This is a genomic window from Marseilla massiliensis, assembly GCF_023336985.1.
Classification (GTDB): Bacteria; Bacteroidota; Bacteroidia; order Bacteroidales; family Bacteroidaceae; genus Prevotella; species Prevotella intestinigallinarum.
In genome coordinates, this window is the sequence record NZ_JAMBLP010000003.1 from 47,078 (window position 1) to 72,547 (window position 25,470).

Genomic DNA, 25,470 nt, shown 5'->3' on the forward strand with positions numbered 1-25,470 from the left:
TGCATCATTAAAAAAACAGAACTGATATGCAACCCATCACAACAAAACAAAAGTATAAGCTGCTTCCGATGAGCCACATCACGCACAAACGCGGAGATACGGAAATAGACACCGTGGCATTCTCGGAAAAGCATTTCGGCGACCGCAGGGCATTTGACGTGCTTATGGAAGCGCAGCACTACTGGAACCAGATGGACGACTTCCGACATGACAGGGAGCGCAACAAGCGTTACACCTACGGTTTCCAGTGGGATGACGTGATATGTGTGGACGGAAAGAAAATGAGCGAGGAAGACTACATCAAGGCACAGGGCAACGTGCCTCTGAAAAACAACCTCATCCGTCGGCTCGTGAGGAACGTGCTTGGCGTGTACCGCAGCCAGCTGAAAGAGCCGACCTGCACGGCACGCGACAGGGACGAGCAGAAACTGGGCGAAACCATGTCAACCATCCTGCAATGCAACATGCAGCTTAACCGCATGAACGAGGTGAACGCCCGCTCAATGGAAGAGTTCCTGATAAGCGGCTTCATCGTACACCGCAAGAGTTACGGATGGCGCAACGCCAAGGAGGACTGCTGGACCGACTATGTGCAGCCCAACAATTTCTTTATCGACAACAATATGCGCGACTTCCGAGGCTGGGACGTTACTTGCCTCGGAGAAGTACATGACGTGAGTTTCGGCCAGCTGTGCGAACAGTTCGCCCACACTCCGCAGGAATACCGTCGGCTGAAGGAGATATACAAGTGGGCGGCACGCAGGGAATACATTGCCAGCTATGCCGAGCGTTTCGGTTACAGCCGCTTGGAAAACTACGACTTCCTGCTGACCAGCGAGCCGGGACGGTGCAGGGTAATCGAAGTGTGGAGAAAGGAACAGAAACCCCGTTACCGTTGCCATGACTACCAAAACGGTGACATATTCAAGATAGAAGTGTCTGACTACGAGGAACAGGTGGCCAATGTAAACCGCGAGCGTATGCAGATGGCCAAGGAAGCCGGTATGCCGGAAGATGAAGTTCCCATGATAAAAGCCACATGGTTTGTGGATGATTACTGGTACTTCTATTACCTCTCCCCTTTCGGCGACATCCTGAAAGAGGGCGAAACGCCATTTGAACACGGAAGCCACCCATACGTGTTCAAGGCATACCCGTTCATAGACGGCGAGATACACTCGTTCGTGGCTGATGTTATAGACCAGCAACGCTACACCAACCGCCTGATAACCCTTTATGACTGGATTATGCGTGCTTCTGCAAAAGGCGTGCTACTGATGCCTGAAGATTGTCTACCCGACGGTGTGAGCATGGAGGATATTGCCGAAAGTTGGGCAGAGTTCAATGGTGTAATTGTTTACAAGCCCTCGGCCAGCAGACAGATACCGACACAGGTTGCCAACAATTCAACGAATATCGGCATTACGGAACTGCTCAACCTGCAACTGAAATTCTTTGAGGACATCAGCGGCGTGAACGGCGCACTGCAAGGCAAGCCCGGCTTTTCCGGTCAGAGCGCGGCCATGTATAACCAACAGGTGCAGAACTCAACCATGGCCTTGCTGGACATGCTGGAATGTTTCAGCCAGTTCACGATAGACGGAGCGTATAAGGACGTGAAGAACATGCAGCAATTCTATGACACCAAGCGCGTGTTCAACATTGCCGGGAAAAGCGGCGCACAGATAGAGTACGACCCGAAGAAGATACGTGACGTAGAGTTTGACCTGTCAATCACCGAAAGCACCTCAACACCGGCATACAGGCAGCTCGCCAACGACTGGCTGATGCAGTTGTGGCAAGCACAGGCCATCAGCGTAGAACAGCTGCTGGAGTTCGGCGATTTCCCGTTTGCCGACGAGCTACTGCAAAGTATCAAGTCGCAAAAGGAACAGATAGAGCAAGGCGGAATGCCGGAAGCCATATCACCACAGCTCATGCAACAGGCACAGCAGGGCGCGAATATGCAAGCAGTAAACATGCTGCATAACGCAATGGTGGCATAAATGGTTGTACTACCTTTGTATCAGTACAAAATCAAAAAATAAGTATAAAGTTATGGATAAAAAAACAATTTGCATTGACTTCGACGGCGTAATCCACGATTACAGCCAAGGTTGGCAAGGTGAAGACGTGTTTGGCAACATGATAGCCAACGCGGACACCGGCACATCTGTATTGAAAAAGCAAGGGTGGACAATCATTATTTTCACCACGAGGAAAAAATCCGACAAGTTGGAAAAATGGCTGAAGGACAACAACATCACCTACGACTACATCAACGAAAATCCTAATCAGCCGGACAATACGAGCGGAAAGATTATTGCAGACGTCTATTTGGACGACCGGGGCATTTGTTTCAGGGGCACATGGGACGAGTGGCTTATAAGAGAAGTACTCGACTTTGAACCGTGGCAAGAACGCAAGAAGCGAGAAATGGAACAGTTGGCCAACTTCAAATATAACGGAAGCAGTATTTGGGAACGCGGAAACGAGCGAAGAATAAAAGCCGAAAGTATAGGGTAAAAAACGAGGCGGACGACATCAAACGATGAAATCCGCCTCGTTTGCTATTTGCGCATCTTTAAGCGCTTAACCTTTGTCGCACCTCCGCCCACGACCTGATACGTAACAAGCGGGTCATTTGTCAGCGTCTGAACGCCGTCCAAATTCTGTTTACTTTTTGTCGTGTACTTCATGGTGTTTCTTCTTTTTATGGTTTCTGATACACTCGGCATACCAGCTGTAATACTGCTGCCGTTTAAAGTTCTCCACTTCAGGTACAATGCCGCACGTTCCGTTACGATAGGGCGTGAAGTAGAAACACTCCTTTTCGAGGTCGCGCACGTGTGCCTCATAGGAGATATACCCTTTCTGTTTGAGCTTGCGGAAGTTGAACCTATCCATGATGATAAGTTTACCCTTGCTCCCCGAAAGAGGCATTACATAATAACGCTCACCAGTCTGACTGTGTGCGTCCTTGGCTTTCTTTACCGCCTCACGCAACCGGAGGCTTGCCTTCAATTTCTGAAATACGTTCATAACAAATCCGTTTTTAGTTTATATTGTCGCTGCTGAAACAGCATTTTTCTTCTTCACCAACATACGTTTCGTGCGTTTCACGAATTTGGGCAGTTCCATTTCGTAGAAACAGATGTGCAGTCCTATGGCACGTGTCATAAGCAGGTCGTCGTGCTTGCCAATAATCGCGCCGTATGCGCCGTTAGGCTTCTTCTCGTAGGTAAGGTACTCGTCCAGACAACGCGCGTCGCGCTCCACATACAAATTCTCACGAATAACCTTTACCATCGTGGATATGACCATCGGCTTTGTAGCCACGTTGGTATGGAAGCCGTATTTAGTGGGCAGGCCTTGCAGTATGTCCTCTTCCGACTGTTTCCGTGCATAGAGGTTGGGATAGACCCCCTTAATTTGATTAAGGATGAACTGAGACTGGTCCCCATCCACATCACGTTCCTTGTCGTGCGTTTCGAGTGTATTGCTTTCGATGACGAGCAGGGAGTTGTCGTAGAACGCCGCTATCTGCGCCGCTTTCCACGCCAGCAAGTCTATGTCGCAATGCCCGTACCACTGCGCCACGACAGCCGGTCTGCCCCCTTCAGCCATGAAAAGGCGGTCGAACACTACTATGACAGACCAGTCGGCCTTTGATGAACGTCCGCCCACATCGACAACCGTCAGATAGCGGTTGGTTACTTTCTCGTCCTCGTCTATCTCCGGCTTCTCCCATATCCACAACACACCCTGCCTGTCCTCAACGAAGCGCAGGTTCTTGAGCGCGTTCTTGCCCTCGTCAGCATCGGCATACACATCCCCCACGAAACGCGGCTCTTTGCAGTATTTCTTGAATGCCTCCACCTTGTACTTGTCGAATACCATTGTGCCGGAATGCACAAACGCCTCCACGTCGTCGGAGGGGTATTCGGAAGCCATGGAAGCGTGTTCGTTATACTTGGCACGTTCCAGTATGTACCAGTGTATGGCTTCGAGCGTAGCCCCTTTCTCCCACAGCCACCAAAGATATTTTCCGCTTTCTTCGCGCGAAGAAGCCACATTATCGTTGTTTCGGTTGTCGTAAAGGCTTGCAGCAAAAGACAAGATGTCATCAACAGGCGTGGAATAAATCTCAATGTCAAACCAAGAAACGAACATTGCCTCAAACTGTGACTTGCCTTTGCTGGCCATGTCATACTCACGTTGGAAGAAATTGCCCGTACCGTTGGCCGTACTCTCATAGACAATCATCGTGTAAGGGCGGTAAAGCACGCCTGAACAGGCGGAGCGCACGATGTCCTCCGGCTTTTTTCCTTCTGTGGCTTTCCACAAGCCCACCTCGGAGAGATGCACAAGGTTGTAGTCACCGCCACGGCAACTGTCGGGGCGTTCCGCCGTGCCGATTTTGATTTTACAGTTGCGTTGCGGCACTCGGTAAATGCTGCCTGACTTTCCTACACCCACCAGCTTAGGCTCGTTCGCGTCGTAAGCCTCGCCCAGCTTGTGCAGCATTTCAACCGGGTAAGCCTTGATCATACGGTCGAACATATCCTTGATTTCGTCCGAGCCAGCACCCTGATGCGCGATGATGAGCGAGTTAAGGCCAACCTTATGGACGAGCTGCAACCAAGCCATGTAAAGCTGTGATACGGTAGAGCCACCCCATTGGCGTGCCTTTAACAGCACTATGCGGATAGGCTTTCCGGCCTTTCGCAATCTTTCAAGCCTTTCAACAAACCGCCTTTGCGGACGTGACAGACGGAAAAGAATATCCTCACCACCGCCCTTACGCTTGATGTACACAAACACAGCCGCCCAAAAAGCAAAGTCGTAACGGCAACGGATGCGGACAAACTGCTCAATGACTTTCAGTCGGTCTTCCTCCGTGTACTCCACATTCAGGTTGTCCGTCAGGAAAGCACGTACAGAGCCACACTCCACAATCTGCCTGACGAGCGGCACACGCAGCATTTCCACCGGAAGCCACTGCACAGAAACAGGAAAATCGTCGATGACAACTTTCTTCCTTTCGCCTACCGAACCTTCGCCACTTACAGGGTCAAACTTGGCATAAATCTCCGCGTTACGCCTCTCGTTTTCCTTTATTATAGCCTGTATTGCTTCCTCCCTTGTCATGTCTTACGATTTATGGGTTTGTTCAACAACGCGGCGATGAAACCGAAGAGATAACAATACAGGTGCAGCCATGCGTTGGTGTTCGGGAAGAAAAAGCCCACGGCAATGTAGAACAGCATCCAGCACTGGAAATACCGCTTGCGAGCCACCTCGAACGAGATTGTCCCGAACAGCACATAGACCACGCCTGAAAGTCCTACTGTGGGATTATTGAAAGGCAGGAACGCGCCGAGCGTGTCAACAGGCATGGTAACGGCCACCGTGTAGGCAAAAAGCATACGCAACAGCGATACCTTATAGATGAAAACCATTGACAGCAGACACCACGCATTGAGCAAGGCATGAAACAGATTTGCATGAAAAAACGGATACGCCAGTCGTGCAGACAAATGGCAATGCGAGTATATGCCGACCGAATGCCAGTCGGCAACCTGCAAGAATGACAAGACCGTCACGAGCAACGCAATCACAATAGCCGCAACCTTTTCAACTTTTCCTGTACCCATTTCTTACGCGCTTTACAGACCATAATCTTTGCGCTCCCCGGCGTGAGATAGAATTTGGGAGCGGGACCGGCCACCACAATGCTGCAACACGCCCGAACGGTAAGTTCAGGACGTGCCTTGCGCATGGCAAGCACGCGCCGTAGGATTTCCTCGAACATCTCACGCTTCAAAGGACGCATACCCTTGATGGTTACTCCACGGAGCATGGCGTATATTACTTTGGTAGCCCTTATGTCGCTTACCCAAAAGCGGCGTGCCTCCATGTTCACGATAGCGGCATATACATCGGGCATACGGATATAGTCGCATGATGAAATGTATTCGTCATACGCCCGCATGAGGTCTTGCATCCGTTCCTCCGCGTACTCCATAACCGCTCCGTGGTGCTTCATAAAAAGTTTCTTCTATGTTTCAAAGTTAACCATTGGTGCGTAAAAAGTTATACCGTTTGGATTTGTTTGTTCCCTTAAATTTGCAATGCGACAAAGAGCAAAACAATTAAAAATCAAGAATATGCCTGATAAATCAACAGTTAAGAGCAACCGGGAACGATACGCCGAGCGTATGAAGTCCAAATATCCCGACCGCGAATTTGCCGACGATGAAGCGTTATGGGGGCAAGTCAATGAAGATTACGACGGTTACGACAAGGAGATAGCCGGTTACAAAGAACGCGAGAAAGCGTTTTCCGACCTGTTTACCAGCGACCCCCGTAGTGCCGCATTCCTTACCCAATGGCGGAAAGGCAAGAACCCTGCCGTGGCGTTGGTGGAAATGTTCGGAGATGACTTCGTGGAGGAATTGAAAGACCCGGCCAAGCAGGAAGAGCTTGCCGCAGCCAGCAAGGAATATGCCGACCGACTGGCCAAGGAGAAGGAGTTTGACGAGCAGTATCAGAAGAACATTACCAAAACCCTTGAAACGCTCGAACAGATGCAGCAGAAAGACGGCTACAGCGATGACGACATAGACAAGGCGATGAGTTTTCTTGTCGGCATCATGAAAGACGGCATTGTAGGCAAGTTCACCCCCGAAAGCATAAAAATGGCATTAAGCGCAATCAACCATGATGACGATGTGGCCACGGCAGCACGTGAGGCCGAAGTGAGAGGCCGCAACACGCGCATTGAAGAAAAGTTACGCCGGGGACAACGTGGAGACGGAACGGCCAATCTCGACGGAAAGAACGGCGGACAGGGCAAAGCAAGGGATATGCCCGACTTAGGTGTACTGAACCGCTACGACGACGGAGGTCAGACCATTTGGGAACGCGGCGGTGAAAAACGCAGGCCGGCAAGATAATTCATTATTCACAATTCATAAATCATAATTAAAAAACAAAAAGATGAAGACGTTAAAGAAAAGTACGAGTTTTCTGTATCGCATCATGCTGACGCTGTTAGCTGTTGTGATAGGTGCGTCGAGCGGTGTGATGATGGCTGATGCCTCATCATTGCCCGATGCAGGTAAGACAAACGCAGGAGCCGACGGTGACGGAGGCAGCGACCCGACAGCGGGCATTGCTACCGAAACGCAAGGACGTGCGGACGGCGACCCGAATTTCTACATGGCGGACGTGGACAAACGCATTGTCAAAATCCGCCCTATGGCAACGCCTATCGACCAAATCAGCCGATATGCGAAATCAAGCAGTTGCGACAGCTTCGAGGTGAAATATTACAGCGTAGGCACGCGAGAAATCAAGTGTACGACTACAGAAGCTGTAACGGCCATGGCGAGCGGTGCAAGCACCACATTGCCCGTGAGCGACACCAATATGTTCACATTGGACGACACTATCCGCGTGGTAGGTGTTAAAGGAGTTACCAACCCCGATACTGGACAGCCATACGAAGAAGGCGACAACGTGCCCGACCTCGTGCTGTGCGTATGCGGAAAAGACCCGTCGACCAACAAGCCTACCGTATATGCAGTAAACGGCGCGATGGACTCGTCAAGCAAGCAGCCGATATGGGTTCCGCAAATCCCGAAAAACACCGTGCTTGTGCGCATGGGCAAGGCGTGCGGCGAGCTTGACGTGCAGACCGGCCGCTTCAACAACATCCCGATGCCAGAAACACAGTATTGTCAGAACTTCATGATACAGATTGAGCAGTCAACATTTGACAAGATTGCCAAGAAAGAAGTAAACTGGGGCTTCTCCGACATCGAGGAGGACGGCATTTATGATATGCGTCTTGCTATGGAAAACAGCTATCTGTTCGGCGTGAAGAATAAAATCAAACACGTAAGTAAGGACGGTATGCTGACATGGTTCACCGGCGGCTTGTGGTACATGGCTGGAAAGGACATCGAAGTAGGTGTATGGAACGAGGAGAAACAATGTGCCGAGATTACTGACGAGAACCTTGTGGACATCACCAAAGACCTGTTCGTGGGCACTGGTATCGGAAATAAACGCAAAATCCTGTTCTGTGGTTCGGATATGCTTGCCGCTTTCTCTAAAATCAAGAGTGAGAAATTCCGCCTGAAAGACACTGTTGAAGTATGGAACCTGAAATTCAAGAGCTGGGACACCGACTTCGGCGAAGTGCTGACCATCCATCACGAACTGTTCGACATGAACGGCATGAGCGACTGCGGCTTTGCGATGGATCCCGAATATCTGTCGAAAAAGACCCATGTAAGCTGGGCGCGTAACGTGCTTGACTTGCAGAAGGCCGGCATCCGCCGTACGGATGCAGTAGTTATTCAGGAGGTAAGCTGCCTGTACCTGCGCTATGCCAAGGCACACGCACGCATGAAACTCGCCCAAGCCCCCAAAGGAGTAGGCGCATAAAGACAACCAATGACACCAACCGTTCAGGGAGGACACAAAAATCCTCCCTGAACAAATTATTCAGAACGGAAATATGAAAAAGCATTATAAATCAAAGACCTCGATAAGCATCAACGTGGTGCTGAAGAGCAAGAAAAGTATGCACATTGCGTTCACCGCCCAGTCGGACGGGAGCAGCGTATATACGACCGACAACCCGGATGTACAGTACGCCCTTGAACACCACTACAAGTACGGCAAGCTGTTCAAGTTGGTAAGCACCGAGAGCGAGGCTGACATCAAAGCCAAGAAGGAAGCCGAGGAAGCTGCCGCCAATGAAAAGAAAGACGAGATACGAAAGGTGAGCGTGAGCGACCTCGCTGCGGCAAAAGACTTCCTTGCCGACACTTTCGGTATTAGCCGCACGTCGTTACGTTCGGAGAAAGCCATCATGGAAGCGGCCAAGGCGCACAACATTGAATTTGAGGGATTGGAAGAATGATAGTACAGGCAGAAGATATGGCAAAAGCCGTGCGCGTGGCGATAGACATGAACCACAACAGCACCCCGTTGCTGGCAGATGATGATTTGGACACGGTAAGTCTCGATGACATCATCTACGCCAAATTGGTTGACGCCGTGCGCATGGTGGAAATGGAAGCTCCGCTTAACCTGTTGGAGCAAGGCCACCAGTTCGGGGAAGCCGTGACGTGGGGAGAGGACGGCAAAGGATGGATATTGCTGCCCGACGACTTCATGCGGCTTGTCGTATTCAAGATGAGCGACTGGCGGCACAGCATATCGGAAGCCATCACGCAAGACGACCCAATCTATACCCGGCAGTTCTCAAAGTGGAAAGGCATTTGCGGCAATCCCGAAAAGCCTGTTGTAGCCATCGTGAACAGAGCCGAGGGGCAGGTGCTTGAATTCTTTTCCTGCAAAGACGACACAGCCACCGTTGACCAAGCCGTGTATGTGCCTCTGCCGAAAATAGACATTGACGGAGGCATAGACGTGAGCGAGAAATGCTACCGCGCCGCCGTTTACCGTGCCGCTGCACTGGCATTGGCAAGCATAGGCGACCAGCTGTCAACCACGATGGTAGAACTTAGTAAATCACTGTTAGATTAAAAGTTATGAGCAGCATATACAACGAGAACATACAAGGCAACCTTTCGACAAGCCGCGACATCACCGCCGGCGGACACCTGAATGTGCGTGGCAACTCCGTGTTCGGCCATAATGTAGTCATCAAAGGTTGGTTGGACGCAAAGAACATCAAAGGCCCGTGTAAAGGACTGTATGCCTCGTTGGACGCTCTAAAAGAAGCATATCCACGCCCCATGCCGGGTTGGTATGCACTTGTTGGAAACACATTGCCTGCCGACGTGTACCGTTCAGACGGCGGAGAATGGGTAGCTACAGGCGAGCAAGGCGGCGAAGTGAATTTGTATCTTGACCAACTGGAGGAAGATGTAGCCAATCTTGACGATGATGTAAAGGATATTCAAGAATTCATTGCAGACGGTGTACTGTTAGGCAGCAGCGTTACGTTCAATACAACCGCCAATACCGTGACGCTGACATTCAAGATGAAGAAACCTGACGGAACAGAAGCACCTTTCACAGTAAACGTGCCTATTGTAACCAGACAAACCGCAGGCATGATGACCGCCTCGGACAAACAAACCCTTATAAATCTTGATGCAACGGTGTGGCCTGTAACTGTTACGATGAGTGCGTCTCCCGACATTGTAGAGGTAGGCGTAAGCACAAAAGTAACCCTTACATGGGAGATTGAACGCAGGGGAGCGGAAGTGTCTGACGAGAGCGAGGTTACATTGAACGGTGAGGAAAAACATTCCACAATGGAAGAAATAACCATCAACGAAAACTCCCCCAAGACCCTAAGCTACACCCTGACAGCCGTGTATGACAATGTAACAGGCAGCGCGACAAAACAAATCCATGTGGTATATCCGACCTATTTCGGGAGCGTACAGGCAGACTGGACACCCACGGAAACCTCGGTAAAATCACTTACGAAGTTGTTGCAGACCTCACGTGCTTCAACCCAAACCGGTATCAGCACGAGCAACGGCAAGATAGCCTATTGTTATCCTGCGTCATTCGGAAAACTAATCAGCATAAAGGACGGAAACGGCTACGAAGTAATAGACAGCTACACACTTTGGACAGTCAATGTGGGTGGCGTGAACTATAACTGCTATTTATTGACAACCCCGGTAACCTCATCAGGAGTTACCCAAATATATAAATAAGGTATGGCAACAGGCGGAATACAACTTATAGACACCTTCAGGTATTCGGGAAAGAAATTCCTCGACTTGCGTCAGGAAATAACCGACCTGACTGACCTGAAGAACATAGACGAGACCAGCGTTCCTGATGGTTTCACCGCTTATGTGGCCACGGAGGATGCATACTACAAATACAATTCTTCATACGAGCAAGACGAGGCAACCGGACGCTGGCGCATTTTCGAGATTGGCAGAGAGATAGAAAACGAGGAATTCATCTATGCCATTGTCGATGAAGAAAATCACCTGTTGTTCGGAATACGCAGGGACGGCAGTGTCAAGATACCCAAAGGCATTCCTGACGAGATAGCCGAGCGCATGAAATCGTTTCAGATAGAGAAGTGCGAGGGATACGTGTTTGTGATTACAGACAAAAGCAACCGATTGCTTTTCGGCATACGCGATGACGGTTCTGTCAACATCCCTAAAGGCGTGGTAGAAGTAATGACATGGGAAGAATACCAACAGTCGCCCAAATATGAAAATACCCTGTACGTAATACAAGGGAAAGACGGAATGCTTCATCATGCAATCCTCAACGGCCATGCGATAACCGTAGGCGAAGAATACGCTTTTTTGGCTGACGCAAACATCCTTTACTATCACGGAGAGATGAAAGTGCTTCCCAAAATATGGATAGACTACGAGGAAATGACGTTGAACGTGGACTATCCTTCAGACTATGACGGGCCGCTTTTCGTCAACGAGGACGGGCTGTTATTTTTGGTTTAATCAAAATATAGACATACAATATGAGCAAAGTATTAGGAACAATAGGTTTCAGGAAGCGCGGGGAATGGCAACCTAACACGCCGTATCGAAAAGACGACATGACGGAACATGACCGTAGCAGCCTATATGCCTTGGTAGACCACGTATCTTCTGCCACCTTTGAAGAAGATGCGGACAAATGGGGATATATAGCGGACGCGCGAGGAATTACCGCCTCCCTGCAAGAAGTAGGCACAGCCACCGAAAATGCTAATGCAGCCACGGAAGCGTCAGAAGCCGCTACGGAAGCCGCCACGGAAGCCACAGAGGGCGCACTTGAAGCTGCCTCGCAAGCCAATAAGGAAGCCGAAACCGCAAGGAAAGTGACCGAGATATTCAACGGTTGCTTCAAAATCATCGAAAATTCCGAATTCGTTTACGGGATCACGGATGCAGACGGCTTACTTCTGTTCGGCATACGCCATGACGGTTCTGTGTACCAACCCAAAGGTATTCCTGAGGAAGTGCGCAAAATATTGGAGAAAGAAGTATCCGACCGCACAAGCATGATAGACATCCGGCAATCAGGCAACTACATTGCAGCCATTGTGGACAAGGACAATCACGTGATTGCCGGGATAGACCCTGCCGGAAACTTCCACTTCTCCAAGAACATTGCAATGAACGGAGCCAAACAGGAGGTGATGGAGACCGGTACGGAAAGCCTTTACCACATAGTGGACAAGAACGGCATATCGCTGTTTGACATCGACAGCAAAGGCCACGTCATTGTGCAGAAAGGCATAACGATTGACGGATATAAGAGCAAACTTGACATTGTGGACTCCGAACGCTTCCTGTTCGGACTGACAGACAGCCAAGGAAACTTGCTGGCCGGTATAGACAAGGACGGCGCAATCGTAGCCAACAAGATTACAGGTATGGGTACGTGCGAAGTAACCGAAAGCGAGGAATTTACCCTTATGTTTGTGGACAAAGACGAACATCTGCTTTTCGGTGTGCTTAAAGATGGCTCATTCTACTCTCCCAAGTTCAAACTGCCATTCAGTGATTATGCCGAGGACATGGAATTTATCTATGTCATATTGGATGCAGAGGGAAAAGTATGTTGGGGTATCCGAAGTGACGGCACCGTGTACCAACCCAAAGGGACACCCGAAGCGACCAAGCGCGACCTAAAGAACATATACGCCACGCTGGAAAACCTTACTACCAAAGTATCGGGTATTCAGCAAACTAAAGAAAACAATATAGCCACAGAAAAAGTTATGTATGACGGAAATCAGGGCAGAGCATATTTAGGGAATGTGGCTCTGCAAGAGCCGGGAAAGACCGACTATTGCATCATCATGATGTACGGCCAATCGCTATCCAACGGCTCGGAAAACCCGGCAGGCTTTTACGACCAGCCGACAGACAACTGCTTCATGCTCGGCAGTAATGTATGGAACACCAGCGGCACAGCCCTGCAAGCATTGAGCTGCGGAGGAACGAAACGAGATGACGGTGTATGCACGGGTACACGCCAAGACACCATTGTGTCCACGGTCAACGCCTTTGTGAACATGTACAAGAAAGAACGCCCATGGGACAAGAACACGAAGTTCATTGCCTGCTCACTCGGTGTAGGAGGCAGGACAGTAGCGCAACTTTCAGGTGCGGCACGCTACCCATACTGCAACGAGCATAACCTTGACGCACGTGTCAAGCCATTCTTCCAAGCCGTGAAAGCCATTGCCGACAACGAGGGAAAGACCATCAGCCTCAGCGCAGTTTTCTGGAAACAAGGTGAGGCTGACTACGGCACAGGACATATCGGAAAGACCTATGAGGAATGGAAGCAGGTTGCCACGGAGCAAGCGCAATCATCGCCTACGTCAATGACCATGGGCGGGAGCTATGACGCATACTATAAAGGATTGACTTATCTGAAAGAGGACATTTTCGCCTTGGCAAAGGAGATATTCGGCGACGACCAGCAATGCCGCCCCGTGTTCATGCCCTATTCAGTGTGCGGCACTTACATAAGAAACGCCTACATGACCATCAACCAAGCCACTGCGCAGATGGCGGAAGACCAAGACGACGTTGTGCAGGTTGGACCGACCTACGTGACCCCCGACTACAACGGCGGACACTTGGCCATGAACGGCTACCGTTGGTTTGGCGAGTATTGCGCCAAGGCACTTTACAACGTTTACCTGAAAGGCATAGACTGGCACCCATTGCAGCCATACAACTATGAGGTACAGGGTAACAAAATATACATCTACATGAACACGCCAGTTCCACCGTTGCGTTTCGACAAATACACGATAGACAATGTGTATAAAACCAACGGTTTTACGGTACGCATGGGAACGGTAGAGCAACTTGACGCGGCAAAGACTATCACGTCAAATTCCTCACTCATACAAACCATAACGGACATTGCCATTGTAGAGAATTGCGTTATCCTCACTTGCGGTGAGATTGAGGAATTCACAGGCGCAGTAGAAGTAACCTATGCCGGGCAAGGGCAAAGCGGCTACAGCGGACACAACCAAGGCGCAGGAAATTTGCGTGACAGCGACACGTGGCAAGCCCTGAACGACTACCGCAACGACGCTGGCGACCACGGAAGCCGCACCACGTTCACGAACTGGAGCGCGGCGGTGGCCACGGATGACGACAAGTCCACGCTTGAGGCATGGAGCGCAGAAAAGACCTACTCATACGGTGATAAATGCCTGTACGAGCACTCCAACGGCACAACCTACCGCTTGACATCCAACAAGGACGACAATACCGGCACGCCATACAGCAGCGGCACGACATTGCGGACAAGCAACAGATGGAACGGTTCGACCAAAGCCACCGAGGAGGAACTTTCAGAGCTTGAATATCTGGACGAGAACTACCTTTCGTCAACAGGATATTCATACGGCGACAAGGTGCTGTTCGATGCAATAGAACAGGACGGCCCGATAGTCCTTACCTCCAATTACGGAGGGGCAAGCGGAGGACTGAACAAGACAAGACCGTTCAACCCCGTGAACTACCGTCCGGTGGATGTCAAGGGAGAGTCCATTGTCGGCAAGAAATATCCGATGCAAAACTGGTGTCTGAACTTCTACAAGAGAATAATTTTAGGTTAACAACAAAATTCAACAAAAATGAAAGCATTAAGAATTATGTGTCCGTCATCGGTTACGGACAAGAGTCTGCGCAAGCTGGAGCATTACTACGGCATAGAGTTTGAGCGCGGAGCGAGCAACGGAGGCGGTGAAAACGGCTACCATGCCATGATAGGCGACGAGGAACTGTTGAAGAACCTGACTTTCCACAACCTCATCCAAATAGGCTTGGTGAAGAATGGTGTCAAACAGGCGACATTCAACCAAACAAACTGGAACAAGACGAAAGAAGGCGCATCCGTATCATTAGCCGGTGACGACGGCAGCGACGTGATGCAGACATTCCCCACACTCTACGCCATCATAGGAGGTACGAACAGCATATATGAGAGATACATCATCTCTGACGAGCCTTTCAGTTATGACGGAGACGAGGCAGAGGAAATCCACCCATACGCAGAAACGCCAGACTTCGAGGTGATTGTGTCGAACGTAGCACGAAGCATATACAATCCGACCATTGCCGGAACACAAGGCACTACGCGATTGACCAACATCAGCGCAGAGGGCGATTACATCAACGCAAACGGTTATCCGTCAGGAAGCAAGAGCCGTTACGGCTTTGAATCCGCCGCACGTGCTAAGAATGAAAATGTCATGCTGAACGTGCCGTATGCCAACGCTTCCGCGATTGACCTTGAGCTTATCATGGCTCTGCTCTACATTGAGTGCAGGACGAAAAACCTGAACAGTGTATTCGGGCATGGCATATCAAGCAATGCATCTCCCAGCGAAAGCACGTGGGGAACTGTATCGGGATGCAGGGTAAAGAATGGCGATGCGTGGACTTACCTCCGATTTAACAGCAATGTGTATATAAGCGGAGAAGCAGTAAGTATGTGGAGTGCCATCAACGGCCAAACCTCGCTGTTGAAGATATTTGAAGCGCAACGTGCCGTTTCGGACGGTGGAACGTTGGAGGGTGTTACCAACTCTGACGGGGAAGCTTTGCAGGGCTTGTCGGACGGCGTAATGACAGGTATCTATACCAAGACATTTACCGCCAAGCTCACTTGCGCACTCACGAGTGGAGGCGAAGTCACCGAAAGAGATGTAGAAGTTGTACTACGAGTTCCCGTATGGCGCGGACGCACCCGTCTGTGGGGTAACATTTGGCAACACCTCAGCGGCTATGATGTATTGAACTATCAGGATGGAGAGGGTGTCGTGCATAACGACCTATACCGTGCCAAGAGCATTGCCGACATGACCACCGACACGGACGAGACCGCAAAAGACAGTGCTAACGAATTTGCTTTCGTGACCAAGTATGAGAAAATTGGCGACCTCGGCAATACTTCGGGCTGGATGAGAGACTGCCTAAGTACCGTCAAAGGCCGCATTGTGTTGCCGGGCGTAAATACCGGAGCAGCCATCAACAACTACCAGTCGGCATACACTAATTTGGATAGTGAAGCCACCGCAGGTAAATACCGCAGGAAAACCGCTGGTTTCTTTGGTGGCTATGCGTACTACAGCGCTGACGTCCTGCGCTTCTGCTCTGCGCACGGCGCCCCGTCGCACTCGGGCGCGTTCTTCGGTTCCGGCTTCCGTGTGGAGCTGTCCGAATGACGAAAGACGAAACTCAAGACGAAAGACGAAAACCTACCTCTCCGCTTCGGCGGAGAGGTCTAAAACCGAAAACCGCAACTCCAAGACGCAGACCGAAAGCCGGGCGATTTTGAGAGTTGGGGTAATCTGAAACAAGAAAACAAGAGGGAAATCAAGAAATAAAACAAAAAACTATGAACGGAATTATCAGAGGCCTGATTTCAGAAACAGAGCCGAAAATTCAGAATTGGGGTGAAAAACGCCATGTGCCCATCAACATTCGTCAGGAAAAGACCAATGACGAAGAAGGCAAGGAAAAGACTATCTACGTCTATGACGTAGTGGAACGAGTGGAGCAGCCTGTCTGCATTGACAGCATTGTGGCAGCCGGTGTAAAGGCGACCTATTCGGAAGCCGATACCTCGTACATCATGACCCACTTTGCCAAAGAGAATGACAAGAAAGTAGCCGAATACAAGGCATTTGTTACCGAACTTACGGAAAATGCCACAAAATCGGGCTACGAATAAGCAAGTCATCCTTCGCCTGAAAACTCCGACAGGTTGTCGGCCTAACCGCTGGTTTCTTTGGTGGCAATGCGAACAACAGCAATGACGTCCTGCGCTACTGCAATGCGAACAACGCCCCGTCGAACTCGAACACGAACTTCGGTTCCAGCTTACGTGTGAAAGCAAAAAGATATAAGTGCAAAACCAACATAGGCCGAGACCACACCCGCATGGTGAAAAATGACAGACAAGCAGTCGGAGGTACCAAGCCTCCACTACGAGGATTGCCGACTATTAGTAGCGCATCAGTTGTAAGAGGCGTGAAGATTGTCGAAAAAGGCTCACACGGGCACTTAGAATGTTCAACAGAATTTTAAGTAGCTATCAATGAAAAGATTGAATAATGTTTGGAGTACATTCAGCGATGAAGAAACCCTGCTGACAGCTATCCGCACCGCAGCAAAGGGCAAGCGCAAATACCGAAAAGTGCGCAGGGTATTGAAGAAAGACAAAGATGCCGCACATGAACTAAGTGTGATGCTCAATGCCGGGAAATTCAAGCCCTCGCCTTATAAGGTAGACAAGATAAAGACGGAATACGGAAAAGAGAGGGAGATATTCAAGCTCCCTTTCTATCCTGACCGTTGCGTGCAGCACGGAATAAGTCAAGTGATGCGCAAGAAATGGGACAACAGCCTGACATCGGACACCTACGCCTGCTTGCCGGGAAGAGGAATAAACTGTAAGAAGTTACGGTATAACCTCAACCATAAGGTAAAACGAGCCATACGCAGTTTCGGGAACAAGCGTGTGTACATATTCAAGATGGACATCAAGAAATGCTATCCGAGCGTAGACAACGACATCATGGCACGCACATACAGGAGGCATTGCAAAGACAAGCGTATGCTGGAACTGATGGACAGCATAAACTACAACGGTAAAGGATTACCGATAGGAAACTTCTTGTCGCAGTTGGAAATAAACCTGTATTTGTCGCCATTAGACCGTTTAGCAAAAGAAGTGCTGAAAGTGAAATACTATTTCCGCTATATGGATGACATTGTACTGATGAGCGATGATAAGTCCGAACTACATCAATGGCAATGGAGGATACTTAATTTCCTTTGGTACGAGCTGCATTTGGAGAGCAACCACAAGCGGCAGATATTTCCGCTTGGAGAAAACCTTTCAGAACGAGGTCTTGACTTTGGCGGATACGTGTACAGGAAAAACAGCACGATGGTAAGGAAGCGCATCAAGAAAGCGTTTGCCAAACGGCGGCATAAACCTAAGAGCGTTCCGAGCTATATGGGCATATTGCAATGCTGCGACGCTAAAAACCTGATTGACAAAATAGTAAACCGAGACAATGACATGGATTTATCACAATTATTGCAAAACAAGATAGAGCGTCCGTTTGAGGGCGACAACATCAAGATAGAGCAACTTATCGACAAACCGATAGAGGTGCTGAACTTCGAGGTGCGCCCCAGCGAGAAGAAGCCGAACACCGACTACCTGAAGATGCAGATACGCTTTGAGGGCAAGAAACGGTTTGTGGGAGGCGGTTACCAGTTTCTGTGCGCAGTGCTGAAGCAGATAGACAAGTCGAACTTACCGTTTGAAACGATAATCCGTAACAAGCGCGGTTACTATTTTGACGGAACTATCAACGAAGAATGAAACCATGCTATTTGACAATGACAATGTAATGGAAACAGGCACGCGAGCTGTTGGCATAGCCGTATTCGGTAGTGAAATGATAAGCGTGATGATTGATGCACGCTGGATGTTGCTTGCCATCACCGTATGTGTGCTGGCCGACTTCCGCTACGGCTGGGGCGAGAGCAGCAAGCGATACAAGAAAGCCAAAGAGAAAGGCGACAAAATCGTCATGGCGCAGTATAAATGGCGCACGTCAAGGGCAATGCGCCGGACGGTGAACAAGCTCATTGATTACTTTATGTGGGTAACGTTGGGCATGTTCTTCGGCTGGGCGATACTGAAACCGTTGGGTGTGGATCACGTTATGGGCGGAGTCGTCGCCACGGCTGTGGCGATAGCCTGCGAAGCCAAGTCGTTTTGCGGACATTTCTTCTACCTGCACGGCATAAAGATAGAAGAAAAATCGGTGAAAGGCTTTCTGCGTGCCTTTGTAGTGGCCTTTGCCAAGCGCAAGAACGCAGACATCGGCGAAGCATTGGAAGAAGGATTTAACAACAATGATAAAACCAAAGGAAATGAGAAGCATTAAACGTATATTCGTGCATTGCACGGCAGGAAACCAACATCAGAAGATTGCCGACTTGCAGGCAGAGTTCAAACGAAAAGGCTGGAAAAATCCGGGCTACAACTATGTGATACAAGCAGACGGAACCATTACCCAGCTATTGGGTGAACAGTTTGTGAGCAACGGTGTAAAGGGGTATAACTCTACCTCCATCAACGTGGCCTACATGGGCGGCATAGCCTCTGACGGCAAGGCAGTGGACAACCGCACGCCGGAGCAGAAAGAAAGCCTGTTGAAGCTGTTGAAAGAGCTGAAAGGCCGCTACCCGAAAGCCGAGATTATGGGACACCGTGACATCAGCCCGGACACGAATGGAAACGGCATTGTTGATCCATGGGAAAGAATAAAGGAATGTCCATGCTTTGACGCGAAAGAAGAATACAAAGAGCTATGAAAGTAGTGTACAACAACCTTATTCCGTTCAAAGGGTATAAAGCAATCAACCTTTTCGGCATTATATTCGCCCGGAAAGGAGTAGAGCTGACTGACAAGGAACTAAACCATGAAGCCATCCATACGGCACAAATGAAAGAAATGCTCTACCTGTTTTTCTATGTGTGGTATGTGGTGGAATGGATTGTGCGATTGTTCGGGAGTGGGAATGCCTACCGTAACATCTCTTTCGAGCAGGAAGCATACGTCAACGACGACGATTTGCAGTACCTTTCCAGTAGAGAGCCTTATTGTTGGACTAAATATCTGAAGAAATGAAACAGATAATCCTCATATTGTTTTCCGGCTTTTTCCTCACAGGATGCAGGACGCAGCGTTACATGCCCGTTACTCAGCAGTTACGTGACAGCGTGCGCACCGAGGTAAGGACAGAAACGGTGTACGTGAAAGACACCGCCTACATCGAGATACCACGGCAGACGGCAGAAAGCATTGTGCCCGATACCCTCAAAAGCAGCTTGGAAAACGACTTTGCCACGTCTGACGCATGGGTAACTCCTGACGGTATGCTACATCACACACTGGAAACCAAAGCGCAGGAAATGCCGTTTGAGTATGACAAAAAGGTGGAGAGACAGGACAGCACCACACACAAGACCGGCACGAACACCATTGTAGAAACCAAATATGTAGAGAAGGAACTGACATGGTGGCAGCAGACGGAGATATACGGTTTCCGCGTGTTGGCCGCACTTCTTGCTATCGGCTTGGTATGGAAATACCGAAAAGCAATCATGGCGTTCATCCGCAAACTTATATAGGAGGAAATGATATGGAACAAACATTGAGCGTAAACAAAGAAAACGTGTACAACGAAGTGGCCAAGACCACTTCATACACGGGTGCAAAGATGGATGACGAGGCGGCCTACGACCGCATCTTCACCACCGAGGAGGACAAGACCATGCTGGAACGGTTTTGGAACGAGAGCAAGAACTCCATCTGCAACAGCATGAAGAAATTTCTTTCGGACGAGCAGGAAGAGGACGGCAATTACACACTGACATTGGAACTGTCGGCCTCGTTCGACGAGAGCTTGTTGGAAAGCATGGAGCGCAGCCTGTTCAGCTTCTTCGTGATGAACATCACGGCCAAATGGTACACGCTGGCCAACAAACAAGAGGCAACGGACTATGCGGCAGGAGCGGCTGCGAACGTGGAAGACATCATGCGTAAGGCATTCTTCAAGAAGAAGCCGAAACGCCCGACATACAATTGAGTTAAGAGTTAAGAATGAATAATTAAGAACTAAAAAAGATACGACTATGGCTGAAAACAAAAAGACACTCACCGTTACGCAGGAAGTGAAAGAACTGATGTTTGACATCATGAACAAAGCGTACCTGACCGGACAGGCACGAGAGTTTGAAGGAACAAAGAACTATGAGGCCAGCTCGAATATGCAAGCCTCGGAAGACTTGGAGAGCAGCTACCAGTTGCGTCGCAGCCTTGCCAACGCCTTTTCAAGCCTGAAAAGCCTGCTTGGGGAATACTTGGACGAGAATAAAAGCACATCGGACAACATCATTCCTAAAGAGATTGACGACGACGGCCAGTTGGTCTTGGCTTTCAAACTGCCCTCGAACTACAACAACGCCTCGGCGGACAGCTTGGGCAACGGCATACACGCCTACTTGGTAGACATGGCGTTGTATGAGTGGTTCACCATCACCAACAAGGCAGACGCACAAGACTACCTGAGCCACTCCACGGCAAGCCTTGAAACGGTGAAACGCGCGTTGTACAAGAGAAGCCGCCCGACAAGACCCACATACAACTAAGTGAAGAATTAAGAGTGAAGAATTATGTTGTACTGCTGTGGAAAAGAGCCAAAAAATAAGGACGCGACCCTGACCTTCAAGCGAGTCGAGCTTATCTACGACGCGAGTAACTACTCATTCGTGGAGGCCGACATCCTGCCCGAAGGTGACGAGTGCCGACGGCACCAAGTGTTCGACATCGGGCAAGACGGCAATGTGGACCGGATAACAAGGGTGCTGAACACGGCACACGCCGAATGCGTGGAAATGCTCTATCCCTACACTAAAGAAGAAATACCCGACGAACAGGAAGCGCTGGACGATGTGCTGACAGAGCCGGAGGTGTACGAAATCAAGCTGACGCTGCCTGAAGGATTTTCCCTGACGACGCTTCGTATGCTGGAGCACCTGATACACGAATACCTTGTGTGCAGGGTGCTGGCCGACTGGATGAGCATCACCAACCCGGAAAGCGAGGCGAACTGGGAAAAGAAGTTTACCACCTTGCGTAACAAGATAAAGTCATCGCTGGTTTCGAGGACAGGCAAGGTAAGGCGGAAACTGAAACCGTTTTGAAAGCAAGAGCCGAGGTGCATCACGCATCCCGGCTCTTTTCCATCATACAATCTTAAACCTTAAAACTAACTAACAACCAATATCTTATCTTGGCTTATTGGTAAGGCGCGGCGTGAACTGAACCGTGCAGCCGTCGATGCACTCCGCCTTGTCAAGCTGGCAGATGAGCGCAAGGCGGAAGTATTTGTACGGCGAACCACGGAAGCCACGCAGATACTTGTCCGTGCTGCTCCAGACGATGTGCCAGTTGAACAGGTCGCGCGAGCCGTAGAGGATTTGCGCCACGTGCCCGGCCTGAAAATATCCGCGCTGGATGACGGTATCTATTGTTTTCAACACATCGGGATAGCCGAGCTTGAAAGGCCGTGTAACGACAAGAGCCGTTATGCCTGACGCTTCGGAGAGTGAGAAATTTGCCAACGCATTATCATTCAGCATTGCCAATGCGTCAGGGTATGAATTGACGTTATCGGCAATGTTGCTATGTATCATGCCCCACAACTTTGATTTTAGAGAATAGACATAGGCATAACTAACAGACGGATTGTAGACGATGATACGCTGGTTGGTATAGTCGTATATCATCTTGCAAGCCGTAAGGAAGTCGCGGAACGGCAGAAGCGAGGAATTTTCGAGCGTGATTTGCTCGTCTTCACCGGCACGCTCGTTGAACAGACTGACGAGTTTGTCTGCTTTCGGCAAATCGGATATGGCAAACAAATCGCGGCTGTTGATGCTGTCGGACAGACAGACCGCTTCCGAGCCACTGATGAGCATTATGCCCCGGTCGGTAGCGAACAACACCGCACTGTCAATCTGCGTTATGCTGTCGGGGTTGATGCAGACATCGCGCGTGATAGGCTGCTTGGCGGAATATGTGCCGGTATCGGACACCTCCAACGCCCAAACCCCATCGGTGGAGAAAGCATACAGAGGGAACTGGCCGAACTGTCCCTGCGAGAGAGCCTTTGCAGCCGAGCAAATGCCAAGAATGGTGCCGGTGCCAATGGTATTGATACCCAACACGGGAAAGTAGAACGGATTGTTGACCTCGGAAGTATAGATTTTGTTAGGCACATCAATCGTCCGTTCATCCAGCGTAGACACATTGAACGAAGAATACTTTTCGTTCTCGCTGACATTCAATCCCTCCCAACCGCCAAAATAGTATGCACCATTGAGCGTAGGATGAGGCTCAAGCAATACCTCGTAATAAGTCGAGAGGTAATTATTTATCTCAACCACGGCCTTATACGCATTGACATTCGGATAAAACAGCCATAAGAGAGGTGTGTCTATACCGAACTGACCCGGATTAGCCCGAACAACAATGTCCCTTCCGTCCTGCTTAATGAAATAGGAAACAATCACACTTACCTTATAATCCAAAATAGTAGGATTATCCGTGTCGGAGTATTTATGCACATTGCCATCGGTAAACTGGAAAAGGCAAGGAGAAGCAAAGCCATTGAACAACAGCTTCTTCAAATTGGCTATATTGAAGCGAGAATTGTAATTGTAAGAATACTTGGGAATAAGCGTGTCGTGGCTATCGTAATCATCCGTCATCACTTCTCGCGTAACCAACGACTGCAAGTATTCCTTGTTGACCGGAATGATGGTGCGCGTAGTTTGCAGGTCCGCGACATTTATTGATTTCAAAAAATAGAACAGGTGATTATCGGTTATATCTCCCTTGATTGCATCGCCATCGCGTTGAGGCAACATCAAACGCCATGCCGGAGAAGTGAAATTTGTAGGGTCGAAAGTCATCGCATAAAGTTCCCCAAACTTGGATTTCTGATAGCGCAAAGGATAAGTCGTTGTATCCGCAGCCTGATTGGTATGCTTACAGATAGCATAACAATCCGAATAGCTGGTAGCAAGGAAGCGTGTGCATTGTCCGTTTTGGTTGTATGTATAGATTGGTGCAGAAACAAATATGTCAACCGACTTGATTATGTCATTCCAATTATCCAATTCGGCAATTACCGAAGCATTGGACACTGCATAGTCAAGCTGATGAAACATTCCGCACAGCCGCAGGGTAGCTTCATTGACCTGCGTAGAAGTATCCTCGCCATGCATGTGCGTAACAAAGCACTGTGGAGCGAGGTCTGACGAACAGACCATCAGCACCGGTGCGGAATGCATAGTCAGCGTTCCGTCATACAGCCGATAGGCATAGCGGACAAAAAACGGATACATGAACTTGCCCACATTCGTGGAGTTGTCGGCGATAAACTTGTTCACTTTGGCCAATACCTGATCCGTGATGCGCGTCTTGTTGTTGTCCGTAAAGTCTTTCCACACATCGCCATCGAAGAAGTCGATGTTGTCGAAATAGATAGTAAACTCGTCATCGCGTATCATCTCGCCCTGCAATCCAAAAGAAATAGGACATTCAGGCATGTGCGTTCCGAGATACAGATAACCCTCTGAAAATCCTTTCCAAAGCATATAATGTATGCCCCCATCGGTAAGCACCATGAGTGTATTGCCCACCGAATTGAAACCATATATGACCGTTGACGATGGGAACGCATAAAGGTGTTGGAGGAACTGAGAGCTTTCCGTATTTCCATCGGTAAAGAACGTCTGGTTATTTGACGTGTCAAGTACGATATAATACATGAAGGTAGAAGTCTGATGTATGAACACCACCTTTCGGTTGTCGCCAAGAGAGAACAACTCTTTAGGCGGAAGCACAGGCTTCAACGCCCCGTCCTCCGGCACCAGCCCGATAGCCGTTGCAAGTTCGCCGTCCGCAGACTCATAGTCAGACGGATTGGCGGTAAATCCGTTATATTTTATCTCTTGTATCATCGTTCAGTATGTGTCTGTAAATTATCGGTAATACCATGCCAATGGCAGGCAGTGATGTGGGCGAGCCTACGCCAAGTTCCACCTTGCCAAGACGAGAGCCGCTTGCCCTGATGACATACCGGCACAGCTTTTGAGACCATGCCCTGAAGTGGCGACTGTTGGGATGCGTTGGAAAACAAGTTGCCTCATGCCGCCCGACTGTAGGTGCATGGAACTTGACATACATGTAAAGTTCACCGTCGCCATCCAGCAAGTCTATCACATCCCCACGTTGCAGGGCAAGCACCTTAGACACGTGCGCCGAAATGTCAATGCGTCCGTCAGAGCGAAAGGTTATGTCCGTTTTGCGCGTGTTTCCGAGTATGCTCTGCATAGGCGAATGGTTTTATGGGTCGGTAAATCAAACTGGTAGTAGGTCTTGCCCTGCGGTGTCTGCCGAACAGAAACGGACAGTTTGACAGGACGGAGCGCAGGCAAGCCATATTCAAAAAAGATGCGCCCGACTGAGGGACACAGCGTTTCAAATCCGATGCAGCGGTACTTGCCGTTGTACTGAATTTGGCAAAGCTGGGTAGGCTCGCTGATTTCAGGACTTAGCATGAAACCAAACGTGCCGCCCTGCGGTATTCGGAACACGAACACCGATGCACCGTCCACTCCGCTACTTTCGGCGCATTTCTTCATGTGGAAGAAAAGACGCTTGGAGAGCGTTACGGAGTTGTCGGACGGGTCGGCTATTACGTAGTAGCGAAGCGAACGCCATTTGTTTATGAGTTTTGTAAATATCATACGCGAAAATAGCCGTTTATGCCATAACTGACGGTTTATGTTTTAACC

The 25,470-nt window shown here is 49.5% G+C and carries 26 protein-coding genes; 19 read left to right on the forward strand and 7 right to left on the reverse strand.

What is annotated here, in order from left to right:
- Window positions 1-26: 26 nt before the first annotated feature.
- Complete coding sequence (locus M3089_RS02855; RefSeq protein WP_249081635.1) at window positions 27-2,006, forward strand: portal protein; 1,980 nt, start codon at window positions 27-29, stop codon at window positions 2,004-2,006.
- Between the two features lie 52 nt (window positions 2,007-2,058).
- Entirely contained in the window at window positions 2,059-2,526 is a 468-nt protein-coding gene (locus tag M3089_RS02860) for a hypothetical protein (RefSeq protein WP_249081637.1), read from the forward strand.
- 150 nt (window positions 2,527-2,676) lie between these two features.
- On the opposite strand, the gene M3089_RS02865 is transcribed toward M3089_RS02860, so the two are convergent.
- From M3089_RS02865 to M3089_RS02880, 4 genes are read right to left on the reverse strand one after another with little or no spacing between them, the layout of a single operon-like run.
- Window positions 2,677-3,042, reverse strand: coding sequence for a hypothetical protein (locus M3089_RS02865; protein ID WP_249081639.1), 366 nt, complete (start codon window positions 3,040-3,042; stop codon window positions 2,677-2,679).
- Window positions 3,043-3,060: 18 nt separating this feature from the next.
- Window positions 3,061-5,151 (reverse strand): terminase, encoded by a 2,091-nt coding sequence (locus M3089_RS02870; RefSeq protein ID WP_249081641.1) that lies wholly within the window; start codon window positions 5,149-5,151, stop codon window positions 3,061-3,063.
- Window positions 5,148-5,657, reverse strand: coding sequence for a rhomboid family intramembrane serine protease (locus tag M3089_RS02875; protein WP_249081642.1), 510 nt, complete (start codon window positions 5,655-5,657; stop codon window positions 5,148-5,150). Before M3089_RS02875 ends, M3089_RS02870 begins: the two co-directional genes overlap by 4 nt.
- Window positions 5,618-6,049, reverse strand: a complete 432-nt coding sequence (locus tag M3089_RS02880; protein ID WP_249081644.1) for a hypothetical protein — start codon at window positions 6,047-6,049, stop codon at window positions 5,618-5,620. Before M3089_RS02880 ends, M3089_RS02875 begins: the two co-directional genes overlap by 40 nt.
- A 121-nt stretch (window positions 6,050-6,170) precedes the next feature.
- Between M3089_RS02880 and M3089_RS02885 the strand changes: the two genes are divergently transcribed.
- The 17 genes from M3089_RS02885 (at window position 6,171) to M3089_RS02965 (ending at window position 21,807) form a co-directional block, all read left to right on the forward strand.
- The gene (locus M3089_RS02885) at window positions 6,171-6,959 is read left to right on the forward strand and encodes a hypothetical protein (protein ID WP_249081645.1); all 789 of its coding nucleotides are present in this window, start codon (window positions 6,171-6,173) and stop codon (window positions 6,957-6,959) included.
- Window positions 6,960-7,002: 43 nt separating this feature from the next.
- A complete protein-coding gene (locus M3089_RS02890) occupies window positions 7,003-8,457 on the forward strand; it encodes an SU10 major capsid protein (protein ID WP_249081646.1) in 1,455 nt (484 codons plus the stop codon).
- 73 nt (window positions 8,458-8,530) lie between these two features.
- On the forward strand, window positions 8,531-8,938 hold the full coding sequence (locus tag M3089_RS02895) for a hypothetical protein (RefSeq protein WP_249081647.1): 408 nt from the start codon (window positions 8,531-8,533) through the stop codon (window positions 8,936-8,938).
- A complete protein-coding gene (locus M3089_RS02900) occupies window positions 8,935-9,567 on the forward strand; it encodes a hypothetical protein (RefSeq protein ID WP_249081648.1) in 633 nt (210 codons plus the stop codon). Before M3089_RS02895 ends, M3089_RS02900 begins: the two co-directional genes overlap by 4 nt.
- 5 nt (window positions 9,568-9,572) lie before the next feature.
- Complete coding sequence (locus M3089_RS02905; protein ID WP_249081649.1) at window positions 9,573-10,718, forward strand: hypothetical protein; 1,146 nt, start codon at window positions 9,573-9,575, stop codon at window positions 10,716-10,718.
- Between the two features lie 3 nt (window positions 10,719-10,721).
- Window positions 10,722-11,489, forward strand: coding sequence for a hypothetical protein (locus M3089_RS02910; protein ID WP_249081650.1), 768 nt, complete (start codon window positions 10,722-10,724; stop codon window positions 11,487-11,489).
- Between the two features lie 20 nt (window positions 11,490-11,509).
- The gene (locus M3089_RS02915; RefSeq protein WP_249081651.1) at window positions 11,510-14,626 is read left to right on the forward strand and encodes a hypothetical protein; all 3,117 of its coding nucleotides are present in this window, start codon (window positions 11,510-11,512) and stop codon (window positions 14,624-14,626) included.
- An 18-nt stretch (window positions 14,627-14,644) separates the two neighbouring features.
- Window positions 14,645-16,237, forward strand: coding sequence for a hypothetical protein (locus M3089_RS02920; RefSeq protein ID WP_249081652.1), 1,593 nt, complete (start codon window positions 14,645-14,647; stop codon window positions 16,235-16,237).
- 173 nt (window positions 16,238-16,410) lie between these two features.
- The gene (locus M3089_RS02925) at window positions 16,411-16,746 is read left to right on the forward strand and encodes a hypothetical protein (protein WP_249081654.1); all 336 of its coding nucleotides are present in this window, start codon (window positions 16,411-16,413) and stop codon (window positions 16,744-16,746) included.
- Between the two features lie 366 nt (window positions 16,747-17,112).
- A complete protein-coding gene (locus M3089_RS02930; RefSeq protein WP_249081656.1) occupies window positions 17,113-18,411 on the forward strand; it encodes an RNA-directed DNA polymerase in 1,299 nt (432 codons plus the stop codon).
- A 4-nt stretch (window positions 18,412-18,415) separates the two neighbouring features.
- Window positions 18,416-18,982, forward strand: coding sequence for a hypothetical protein (locus tag M3089_RS02935; RefSeq protein ID WP_249081658.1), 567 nt, complete (start codon window positions 18,416-18,418; stop codon window positions 18,980-18,982).
- Window positions 18,969-19,412 carry an N-acetylmuramoyl-L-alanine amidase gene (locus M3089_RS02940; RefSeq protein WP_249081660.1) on the forward strand — a complete coding sequence of 148 codons (444 nt, stop codon included), beginning with the start codon at window positions 18,969-18,971 and terminating at the stop codon, window positions 19,410-19,412. The genes M3089_RS02935 and M3089_RS02940 overlap by 14 nt, the downstream gene beginning before the upstream one ends.
- Entirely contained in the window at window positions 19,409-19,729 is a 321-nt protein-coding gene (locus M3089_RS02945; RefSeq protein WP_249081661.1) for a hypothetical protein, read from the forward strand. Before M3089_RS02940 ends, M3089_RS02945 begins: the two co-directional genes overlap by 4 nt.
- Window positions 19,726-20,232 (forward strand): hypothetical protein, encoded by a 507-nt coding sequence (locus M3089_RS02950; RefSeq protein WP_249081663.1) that lies wholly within the window; start codon window positions 19,726-19,728, stop codon window positions 20,230-20,232. The genes M3089_RS02945 and M3089_RS02950 overlap by 4 nt, the downstream gene beginning before the upstream one ends.
- Before the next feature lie 11 nt (window positions 20,233-20,243).
- The gene (locus M3089_RS02955; protein WP_249081665.1) at window positions 20,244-20,690 is read left to right on the forward strand and encodes a hypothetical protein; all 447 of its coding nucleotides are present in this window, start codon (window positions 20,244-20,246) and stop codon (window positions 20,688-20,690) included.
- Window positions 20,691-20,736: 46 nt separating this feature from the next.
- Window positions 20,737-21,252 (forward strand): hypothetical protein, encoded by a 516-nt coding sequence (locus M3089_RS02960; RefSeq protein ID WP_249081667.1) that lies wholly within the window; start codon window positions 20,737-20,739, stop codon window positions 21,250-21,252.
- Window positions 21,253-21,276: 24 nt separating this feature from the next.
- The gene (locus M3089_RS02965; protein WP_249081668.1) at window positions 21,277-21,807 is read left to right on the forward strand and encodes a hypothetical protein; all 531 of its coding nucleotides are present in this window, start codon (window positions 21,277-21,279) and stop codon (window positions 21,805-21,807) included.
- A gap of 84 nt (window positions 21,808-21,891) precedes the next feature.
- Here the strand turns inward: M3089_RS02965 and M3089_RS02970 are convergent, their stop codons facing one another.
- From M3089_RS02970 to M3089_RS02980, 3 genes are read right to left on the reverse strand one after another with little or no spacing between them, the layout of a single operon-like run.
- Window positions 21,892-24,633 carry a hypothetical protein gene (locus M3089_RS02970; protein WP_249081670.1) on the reverse strand — a complete coding sequence of 914 codons (2,742 nt, stop codon included), beginning with the start codon at window positions 24,631-24,633 and terminating at the stop codon, window positions 21,892-21,894.
- The gene (locus M3089_RS02975; RefSeq protein ID WP_249081673.1) at window positions 24,611-25,006 is read right to left on the reverse strand and encodes a hypothetical protein; all 396 of its coding nucleotides are present in this window, start codon (window positions 25,004-25,006) and stop codon (window positions 24,611-24,613) included. Before M3089_RS02975 ends, M3089_RS02970 begins: the two co-directional genes overlap by 23 nt.
- Window positions 24,967-25,422: a hypothetical protein gene (locus M3089_RS02980; RefSeq protein WP_249081674.1), complete on the reverse strand. Its 456-nt coding sequence runs from the start codon at window positions 25,420-25,422 to the stop codon at window positions 24,967-24,969. Before M3089_RS02980 ends, M3089_RS02975 begins: the two co-directional genes overlap by 40 nt.
- Window positions 25,423-25,470 lie beyond the last annotated feature (48 nt).